Origin of the sequence: Mammaliicoccus sp. K-M42 (assembly GCF_022386375.1) — a bacterium.
Taxonomy (GTDB): Bacteria; Bacillota; Bacilli; order Staphylococcales; family Staphylococcaceae; genus Mammaliicoccus; species Mammaliicoccus fleurettii.
The window spans coordinates 100,890-108,213 of the sequence record NZ_JAJNIS010000006.1; the positions used below are offsets into that span (position 1 = coordinate 100,890).

A 7,324-nucleotide genomic window follows, 5' to 3' on the forward strand; every position below is an offset into this window, starting at 1 on the left:
AAAATATGAATGAAATCGTTATATTAACTGTCAGTGATATTCATGGTTATATTTTCCCGACTGATTATCAAACAAGTCATCAAGATTTACCTAAAGGACTATTAAAAATAAAATCCATGATATCAAATATAAAATCGCAACATGAACATGTCATTTTGATGGACAATGGAGACTTTTTACAAGGATCGCCTTTTTGTTCATATTTACATTCACAATTACATTCTAGTAAATATTTAAGTGATATATATAATGAAATTGGTTTCGATTTTGCAGTAATTGGTAATCATGAATTTAATTACGGCTTGCCTTATTTGTATGAAACGCTTAAATCTTTTGATTTTCCTGTACTATCAGCAAACATTTTTAAACATAACAAGCCTTTTACAGGTCACGACGTCATTTATATTGATAAAAACGATACAAAAATGGGCATCATTGGATTAACAACTCAATACATACCTAATTGGGAGCAGCCAGAAACAATCAAAGATTTGTCTTTTTACTCTGCTAAAGAAACTGCTGCTAAGTTAATTGAAAATGTTCGTGAGCAATCAGATATTGTCGTCGTATGTTACCACGGCGGATTTGAGAAAGACCTTCAAACTGGTGAACCAACAGAATTAATAACTGGAGAGAATGAAGGCTATGATTTACTCAATGAAGTAGATGGAATTGACGTTTTAATTACTGGTCACCAGCATCGAGAAATTGCTGAAAAGATCAATAATACTCAAGTAATTCAAGCTGGTTCAAAGGGAGATTGCTTAGGGAAAATCACTTTAAATATTGACGAAACATCCCAACAAATCATTTCATCTCAGAGTGAAATTTTATATGTAAAAGACGCCAATCCAACTATTAATGATGAAGGTACTAAGAGAAAAATAAACGAAGAAGTTAATCAATGGTTAGACCAAAAAATAACGCATTTATCAGAACCAATGTACATTGAAGATGCTTTTACCACAAGAATAAAGCCACATCCCTTAATTAATTTATTAAATTATGCTCAGATGGAAGCTAGCGGTGCAGATATTTCAGCAACAGCATTATTTGATTCTGCTACTGGATTTGGAACAGATGTCACAATGAGAGATGTTATTAATAATTATCCCTTTCCAAATACTTTTAATGTATTAGAAGTAACTGGCTCTACCTTAAAGTTAGCATTAGAACGATCCGCTTCATACTTTGCAATTATTGATAACGAATTAACCATTAATCCTGAATTTTTAGAACCAAAGCCACAACACTTCAACTATGATATGTTTGGTGGATTATCATATAAATTAAACATAAGACACCCTATAGGAGAACGCGCTCAAGATATTTATATTAAAGACGAACCATTGAACTTAGACACAACGTACAAAATAGTCGTTAACAATTATAGATCAGTTGGCGGAGGTGGCTACCATATGTTTAATGACAATCAAATAGTAAAAGAAATACAATTAGAAGGTGCAGAGCTTATCATTCAATATTTACAAAACCATTCGATTGAAACATTACCATCCATTATGGACTTTGAAGTAGTTTATTGATGATTTAATGATGACTTGTAGATTAAGTCTGGAGTTAATCTAAGGGTTCGACCAAGTTGTAGATTAAGTCTCTAGTTAATCTAAGAGTTCGACCAAGTTGTAGATTAAGTCTCTAGTTAATCTAAGAGTTTGGCTAAGTTGTAGATTTAAGTTAGGAATTAATCTAAGAGTTCAGCCAAGTTGTAGATTAAGTCTGGAGTTAATCTAAGAGATCGACCAAGTTGTAGATTAATTAGGCAGTTAATCTAAGAGATTGACCAAGTTGTAGATTAAGTCGGAAGTTAATCGAAGAGTCGGACTTCAACACCAAACAATAAAAGGCTGGGACAAATTAATTTGTCCCAGCCTTTCTTATTTCTACCCTATCGTTTCTATTGAATATTTACAGGCTTTGTAATTATATTTTTACTACCTTGTTTCAATCTTAAGTTAGCTGTTCCAGATACACCAGACTTCACTTCGACTGTATATGATACTTTAGCATTTCCTTTACTATCTGTATTTACGGTAATAGGCTTACTATAACCAAAGTCACTAGCTTGCTCGCCTTCTTTGCTTATTTTGCCTATTTGATTACCACCTTCAGTATACATACCTAACTTCAAATCTTTAATTGTACTATTTGCAGCATATCCACTTAATGATGTTGTTACTGTAAAAGTTTCACCGTTTGTTACTGAATTAGGAAATTCTAATGTAGCTGTTCCTTGAGTATTTCCTGGGTTATCATTCCCACCAGAATCTTCTGAACCGCCATAACTTCCTGGTGCAAATGTTTCACTATTAAACCATTCGTAACCTGCTTTTGGTTGTGACCAAGGTTCTGCTTGTGTTTCTTTACTGTTCTCTGGCTTTTCTGAATCTAGTAGTTGCGTTGTTTGATCTAATTTAATTCCTAATTCTTCAAATGTTGTATAGTCTTCTTTTTCACCTAACCATGTTGTTAAATTATTCAGCATCTTGCCGTTATCTTCTTCTTTAAATCCATCATATGTTTTCTTTGTACTTCCATCATCTTCTCTTTTGTATTTAGGTGTAATATCTTCAACCATGGAAGAATCTCCTATAAATGCAGCTTTACCTCTACCTACTTTAGATACGGCTATGTATGCACCTTCTTCTCTACCTCCGCCATTGTAGACACCTTGATCTACAGCATGACCCCATTTATCCGCTTCGCTCAATTTATCGGGAACGTATACTATACCTTTTGCAATTTTAGGATTTGTCACTGCAATTGTTGAACCTGCATGCATGGATACAGACTGTATGCCATTTCCAAGACCAAGTCCTTCCTCACCTTGAACAACATCAGTTGCATTGAGGTTGTTTAATGCATTATATCTAAATCTTACGCCAAAATTCTCTGATAACCAGTCAGAACTTGTAACACCTTGCATAGCTTCAGAATTCTTTTCAGCTTCAGTCATATTTTTAGTCATATCATCATATGCGCCTCTTCGATATCCATTCATCACTTCTGAAGAATCAATTCTATTATAGTTTCGGTCAGCATTATAATGATCAGAAACAAATATGACACTGCCACCATTTTTAACATAATTTAAAATGGCTTGTTGTTCAGTTGATTTAAATGGAATGTTTGCTTCAGGTATTACAAGTATCGAAACACCATTTAAACGCTCAGTCGTAATGCCTGTCTTATCTCGTAATTCTTTAACTTGGTAACCTTGTTCAGCGATTGAATTTGCATAATCTGAGAATGCGCCATCTATCACCCAATCAGCAGCACCAGCTGTTTGTCCATGCGTATTATCTACTAGTACTTGTCCTTTACCACTATCGCTACCTATAACTGGTGCTTCATCTGCATATACCGCTCCAGTTGATAATGTTGAAATTGATACCATACCTGTTAATACTAACTTTTTAAAATAAGACATTGTGACACTCCTTTATCTTTTATGTATTCATTTTAGTTTATAAAAATTTAAATAAATGAATATTAACCATATATTATATAAAAATATACATAACTCTATTGTACTTAACACACATAATGAAACTTTTACATAGTTTACCAATTTCAAACAAAATATGTATTTTCAGTGTGATAGGATTTCATATGTAGGGCATTAGAATACATATTCGGAGGCGTAAAATTATGAGGGAAAAGAAATATTTTAGTCGTCTATTCATCTTTTTATTAGGCGCAATTTTAGTATTAGCAGCATGTGGCAACGGGGAATCTAGTATCCAATCGAAAGAGTCGGATAATAAAAAAAGTGGAGATTATAAACCTGAAGAGTTAACGATTCAATTCGTTCCTTCTCAAAATGCAGACACATTGGAAGCAAAAGCAAAACCTTTAGAAAAGCTACTATCAGATGAATTAGATATTCCAGTCAAAGTATCAGTATCAACAAATTACAATACTATTGTAGAAGCAATGAAATCAAAAAAAGTTGATGTTGGTTTCTTACCTCCTACAGCATACACATTAGCACATGATCAAAAAGCAGCTGATGTTCTATTACAAGCACAACGTTACGGTGTTAAAGAGGACGGTTCAAATAGTGATGAATTAGTCGATGAATATAAATCACAATTTATTGTTAAAAAAGGTTCATATATTAAATCTTTAAAAGATATGAAAGGTAAGAAAATCGCACTACAAGATGTTTCATCAACTGCTGGTTACACATATCCTGTTGCAGAACTATTAGATGCAGGAATCGATCCAATGAACGATATGGATATTACGAATGTGAAAGGTCACGACCAAGCAATTATTGCTTTATTAAATGGAGATGTTGACGTTGCAGTTACGTTCCAAGATGCTCGTAACATTGTCAAAAAAGACCAACCTAACGTATTCAAAGATACTGAAATTGTAAAATTAACAGAACCTATTCCAAATGACACAATTTCAGTTCGTAGTGATATGGATAATAAATGGCGCGATAAATTGAAAAAAGCGTTTAAAGATATCGCTAAAACTAAAAAAGGTCATGATATTGTAAGTGAAGTTTATAGCCATGAAGGTTATGTAGACAGTAAAGACTCTAAGTTTGATGTTGTACGTGAATACGGTAAAAAAGTTAACGAAAACGAAAAATAAGATTTAAGCATGAATATTCTAATATAAAGGCTCAGCTCCTATTTAGCGAGCTGGGCTCTTTATTTAAACGAAAGGTGATTCCATATGAGTCAAATAGAATTCAACAATGTCACTAAAGTATATAAAAATGGTCATAAAGGTCTCGATAATATCAATTTAAATATAGAAAAAGGTGATTTTGCTGTCATCGTTGGTTTGTCTGGTGCTGGTAAATCCACACTACTCCGTTCAATCAATCGTCTTCACGATATCAGTGAAGGAGAAATCGTTATTGAAGGAAAATCTATATCTAAAGCTTCTGGTAAAAATTTATTAGCAATGAGACGTAATATTGGTATGATTTTTCAGCATTTTAATTTAGTAAAACGTTCTTCAGTTATTAGAAATGTCCTAAGCGGACGCGTAGGCTATCACCCTACATGGAAAATGGTACTCGGCATGTTTCCAAAAGAAGATAAACTTAAAGCATTAGAAGCATTAGATAGAGTTAATATTTTAGAAAAAGCATATAGTCGTTCAGATGAATTATCTGGAGGTCAGCAACAAAGAATCTCTATAGCACGTGCCCTTTGCCAAGAACCATCAATCATACTTGCAGATGAACCAGTAGCTTCTTTAGATCCCCTCACTACTAAACAAGTCATGGATGATTTAAAACGCATTAATGAAGAGCTCGGAATTACAATTATTATCAATTTGCATTTTGTAGATTTAGCTAGAGAATATGGCTCACGCATTATTGGCTTACGTGCCGGAGAATTAGTATTTGATGGTCCTACTTCAGAAGCAGATGATGATACATTTGCAGAAATATACGGACGTCATATTAAAAGTGATGAAAAGTTAGGAGTGAGATAAATGGACAATGACAATGATCATTTAGCACCTTATCTAGAGCGAAAATCATCATTAAAACAAATATTTTCAATATTAGTAGTAGCTGCCCTAGTTATTTGGAGTTTTTTGTATACGAAATTTAGTTTAGGCGATTTAATGTATGGTATTCCTCAAATGATGGAACTGTTTAAAAGCATGTTTCCACCAGATTTAAATTATTTATCAAATATTACAAAGCCCATGTTAGATACAATTCGTATGGCAGTTGTAGGTACTTTCATTGGTGCAATATTATCCATACCTATTTCAATGTTATGTGCGAGCAATGTTATCAAATCAAATTGGATTTCTATTCCTTGTAGATTTCTTTTAAACATTGTTAGAACAATACCTGATTTATTACTTGCAGCGGTGTTTGTAGCTATTTTTGGAATAGGACAAATTCCAGGTATTTTAGCCATTATTATTTTATCAATCAGCATCATTTCTAAACTAATGTATGAATCGTTAGAAAGTATTGATGATGGACCTTTAGAAGCAATGACAGCTGTTGGTGCTAACAAATTAAAATGGATTACATATGCTGTTATTCCACAAGCCATTGCACCTTATATGTCTTATGTATTATACGCATTTGAAATCAATATTCGTGCAGCTGCCGTTCTTGGATTAGTCGGTGCAGGTGGTATCGGATTGTATTACGATCAAACATTAGGCTTATTCCAATATCCAAAGACATTAACAATCATTCTCGTGACACTTGTTATCGTTGTGATTATAGATTTCATTAGCACGAAAGTGAGGGAGAAACTCGTATGACAAACAAAACAGAGCAACTTCATTCCCCTACTCAACAGAAAAATTTATTATATCGATGGATTTCAACTATCGTCGTTGTGATTTTATTAATTTGGGCATTCGTAGGTGTTCCAGCATTTGAAATAAAAGAACAATCAGGAACAATTATGCGTTCAATTTTAGACGGATTAATCCATCCAGATTGGTCTTACGTATACATACCTGAAGGAGAAGATTTATTACGCGGACTTTTAGAAACATTTGCAATCGCTGTAATTAGTACATTTTTATCCGCTATATTCTGTATACCATTCGCTTTTATAGCAGCAAAAAATATGGTTAAATTCAAACCCGTATCAAGTGTCAGTAAGTTTATTTTAAGTGTTATACGTGTATTTCCAGAGATCGTTATGGCCATTATATTTATAAAAGCAGTCGGACCAGGATCATTTTCAGGTGTACTAGCCTTAGGTATCCATTCAATAGGCATGATGGGTAAGCTGTTTGCTGAAGATCTAGAAAATTTAGATTTAAGTCCAACAGAATCATTAGTAGCAAGTGGTGCAAACTCCATTAAGACTTTAATGTTTGCAGTAGTACCACAAATATTACCATCGTACATCTCATTAGTATTATATAGATTTGAACTCAATTTACGATCAGCATCAATTTTAGGATTAATAGGTGCAGGCGGAATCGGAACACCATTAATATTTGCACTACAAACAAGAACATGGGATCGTGTTGGTATCATACTTATTGGATTAATCATTATGGTAGCTGTGATAGACATCATCTCAGGTAAAATTAGAAAAAAATTAGTTTAACAGTGGAAGCGACCCGAAAATTCTTGGTTTTCGGGTCGATATTTATTTTTATCGGCCTGTATTTCACGTTTCCGGAATATGTCCATATAATTGTGTAATAAAATAAGAGCCATATATAGCTCACTTTAGTACAATGTAATCGACGAAGAAAAATTGTAGAGGTGACTATATATGACTCAATTAAATATTAACGTAGACTTTGAAGAATTGGCAAGTGCTATATTTGAAAGTAACTT

At 33.3% G+C, this 7,324-nt stretch carries 6 protein-coding genes; 5 read left to right on the forward strand and 1 reads right to left on the reverse strand.

The window, feature by feature from the left end; translation table 11 throughout:
• Positions 1-5: 5 nt before the first annotated feature.
• Positions 6-1,544, forward strand: a complete 1,539-nt coding sequence (locus tag LQ668_RS05715) for a bifunctional metallophosphatase/5'-nucleotidase (RefSeq protein WP_239775930.1) — start codon at positions 6-8, stop codon at positions 1,542-1,544.
• A 371-nt stretch (positions 1,545-1,915) separates the two neighbouring features.
• On the opposite strand, the gene LQ668_RS05720 is transcribed toward LQ668_RS05715, so the two are convergent.
• A complete protein-coding gene (locus LQ668_RS05720; RefSeq protein ID WP_218702805.1) occupies positions 1,916-3,448 on the reverse strand; it encodes a DNA-binding protein in 1,533 nt (510 codons plus the stop codon).
• 221 nt (positions 3,449-3,669) lie between these two features.
• On the opposite strand from LQ668_RS05720, the gene LQ668_RS05725 reads away from it, so the two are divergent.
• The 4 genes from LQ668_RS05725 to phnE (LQ668_RS05740) all read left to right on the forward strand — a co-directional run bounded on the left by LQ668_RS05725 (position 3,670) and on the right by phnE (LQ668_RS05740) (position 7,088).
• On the forward strand, positions 3,670-4,626 hold the full coding sequence (locus LQ668_RS05725; RefSeq protein WP_239775931.1) for a phosphate/phosphite/phosphonate ABC transporter substrate-binding protein: 957 nt from the start codon (positions 3,670-3,672) through the stop codon (positions 4,624-4,626).
• Positions 4,627-4,710: 84 nt separating this feature from the next.
• A complete protein-coding gene (gene phnC / locus LQ668_RS05730; protein WP_203153836.1) occupies positions 4,711-5,484 on the forward strand; it encodes a phosphonate ABC transporter ATP-binding protein in 774 nt (257 codons plus the stop codon).
• Positions 5,485-6,282, forward strand: coding sequence for a phosphonate ABC transporter, permease protein PhnE (gene phnE / locus LQ668_RS05735; protein WP_203153834.1), 798 nt, complete (start codon positions 5,485-5,487; stop codon positions 6,280-6,282).
• Entirely contained in the window at positions 6,279-7,088 is an 810-nt protein-coding gene (phnE, locus tag LQ668_RS05740) for a phosphonate ABC transporter, permease protein PhnE (protein WP_078357255.1), read from the forward strand. The genes phnE (LQ668_RS05735) and phnE (LQ668_RS05740) overlap by 4 nt, the downstream gene beginning before the upstream one ends.
• Positions 7,089-7,324: the final 236 nt, after the last annotated feature.

Excerpts from the sequence above, each read along its gene's own strand:
- LQ668_RS05715 (WP_239775930.1), top strand. The coding sequence starts at position 6 with ATGAATGAAATCGTTATATTAACTGTCAGTGATATTCATGGTTATATT.
- LQ668_RS05720 (WP_218702805.1), bottom strand. The coding sequence starts at position 3,448 with ATGTCTTATTTTAAAAAGTTAGTATTAACAGGTATGGTATCAATTTCA.
- LQ668_RS05725 (WP_239775931.1), top strand. The coding sequence starts at position 3,670 with ATGAGGGAAAAGAAATATTTTAGTCGTCTATTCATCTTTTTATTAGGC.
- phnC (WP_203153836.1), top strand. The coding sequence starts at position 4,711 with ATGAGTCAAATAGAATTCAACAATGTCACTAAAGTATATAAAAATGGT.
- phnE (WP_203153834.1), top strand. The coding sequence starts at position 5,485 with ATGGACAATGACAATGATCATTTAGCACCTTATCTAGAGCGAAAATCA.
- phnE (WP_078357255.1), top strand. The coding sequence starts at position 6,279 with ATGACAAACAAAACAGAGCAACTTCATTCCCCTACTCAACAGAAAAAT.